The sequence below is a fragment of the Actinosynnema sp. genome (assembly GCF_052038725.1).
The window spans coordinates 1-2,057 of record NZ_JBQGCX010000260.1; the positions used below are offsets into that span (position 1 = coordinate 1).

Consider the following 2,057-nt stretch of genomic DNA (forward strand, 5'->3'; position numbering starts at 1 on the left):
AACCACGTGCGGGCGTTCGCCGACGCGGACGTGGTGGTCGCGCCCTCCGGGTCGTGCGCCGGGTCGATCCGGCACCAGCACGCGAAGGTCGCCGCCCAGCACGGGCACGCGCGGCTGGCGGAGCGGGCCGAGGAGGTCGCCGGGCGCACCTACGAGCTGTCGGAGTTCCTGGTGGACGTGCTGGGCGTGACCGACGTCGGCGCGTACTTCCCCCACCGGGTGACGTACCACCCGACGTGCCACTCGCTGCGCGTGCTCGGCGTGGGCGACAAGCCGCTGCGGCTGCTGCGCGAGGTGCGCGGCATCGACCTGGTGGAGCTGCCGGGCGCACAGACGTGCTGCGGGTTCGGCGGGACGTTCGCGCTGAAGAACTCGGAGACGTCCACGGCGATGCTGGCGGACAAGATGAGCGCGGTGCTGTCGACCGGCGCGAAGGTGCTCACGGCGGGCGACTCGTCGTGCCTGATGCACATCGGCGGCGGGCTGTCCCGGTTGCGCAGCGGCACCAGGGCGCTGCACCTGGCGGAGGTGCTGGCGGGGGTGGCGCGGTGACGTTCCTGGGGATGCCCGGCGGTACCGGGAACCTGACCGGCGAGCCGTTCCCGCGAGCGGCGCGCGAGGCGCTGGGGAACGCGCAGCTGCGCCGCAACCTCGGCAAGGCCACCGGCACGATCCGCGCGAAGCGGGCGCGGGTGGTGGCCGAGCTGCCCGACTGGGACGGGCTGCGGGCGGCCGGTGCGGCGATCAAGGACGAGGTGCTGGCGGACCTGGACACCCACCTGCTGCGGTTGGAGGAGGCGCGGACCGAGCGCGGCACGACCGTGCACTGGGCGCGCGACGCCGAGGAGGCCAACCGGATCGTCACCGACCTGGTCGCGGCCACCGGCAGCCGCGAGGTGATCAAGGTGAAGTCGATGGCGACGGCCGAGATCGGGTTGAACGAGGCGTTGGCGGAGGCCGGGATCAGCGCCGTCGAGACGGACCTGGCAGAGCTGATCGTGCAGCTGGGCGACGACCGGTCGAGCCACATCCTGGTGCCCGCGATCCACCGCAACCGGGCCGAGATCCGGGACCTGTTCCTGCGCGAGATGCCGGACGTGGACCCCGCGCTGACCGACGACCCGCGCGCGCTGGCCGAGGCGGCGCGAGCGCACCTGCGGCGCAAGTTCATGACGGTGGACGTGGCGGTGTCGGGGGCGAACTTCGCGGTGGCGGAGACCGGGGCGCTGGTCGTGGTCGAGTCGGAGGGCAACGGCCGGATGTGCCTGACGCTGCCGCGCACGCTGATCAGCGTGGTGGGCGTGGAGAAGCTGGTGCCGAGGTGGCAGGACCTGGAGGTGTTCCTGCAGCTGCTGCCGCGCTCGTCGACCGGCGAGCGGATGAACCCCTACACGTCGGTGTGGACGGGCCCGACCGAGGGCCAGACCGCGCACGTGGTGCTGGTGGACAACGGCCGCACCGCGACCCTGGCGGACCCGGACGGCAGGGCGGCGCTGCGCTGCATCCGCTGCTCCGCGTGCCTGAACTCGTGCCCGGTGTACGAGCGCGCGGGCGGCCACGCGTACGGCTCGACGTACCCCGGCCCGATCGGGGCGGTGCTGTCCCCGCAGCTGACCGGCGTGGACCGCAACCCGACCCTGCCGTACGCGTCGTCGCTGTGCGGGGTCTGCTACGACGTGTGCCCGGTGGCGATCGACATCCCGTCGATGCTGGTGCACTTGCGCGAACGGGTGGTGCGCGCGAAACCGGTGACCCCGGAGTCGGCCGCGATGCGCGGCCTGGCGTGGGCGATGACGTCACCGGGCCGGTGGCGCAGGGTCCTGCGCGCGGGCAGGCTGGGCAGACTGCTGGGCGGAAGGCGAGGCGTGATCGGCAGAATGCCACCCCCACTGGCCGCGTGGACGGACACCCGCGACCTGCCACGCCCACCGGAGCAGACGTTCCAGGACTGGTGGGAGTCACGGTGACCGCTGAACGACCTCCGGGTGAGAGTGGAGCGGAGCGACCTCCGGGCGCGGCAGGGACAACACAACCCGCGGGCGAAGCCAGGGCAGTGC

General features: G+C 73.2%; 2 protein-coding genes. Both read left to right on the forward strand.

Annotation, left to right across the window (positions count from 1 at the left end; all coding sequences use genetic code 11):
* On the forward strand, positions 1–552 hold a 552-nt coding region (locus ACTUAL_RS05025), incomplete at its 5' end, for a (Fe-S)-binding protein (RefSeq protein ID WP_440899426.1).
* Positions 553–563: 11 nt separating this feature from the next.
* The gene (locus tag ACTUAL_RS05030) at positions 564–1,967 is read left to right on the forward strand and encodes a lactate utilization protein B (protein ID WP_440899427.1); all 1,404 of its coding nucleotides are present in this window, start codon (positions 564–566) and stop codon (positions 1,965–1,967) included.
* The last annotated feature ends 90 nt before the right edge of the window (positions 1,968–2,057 follow it).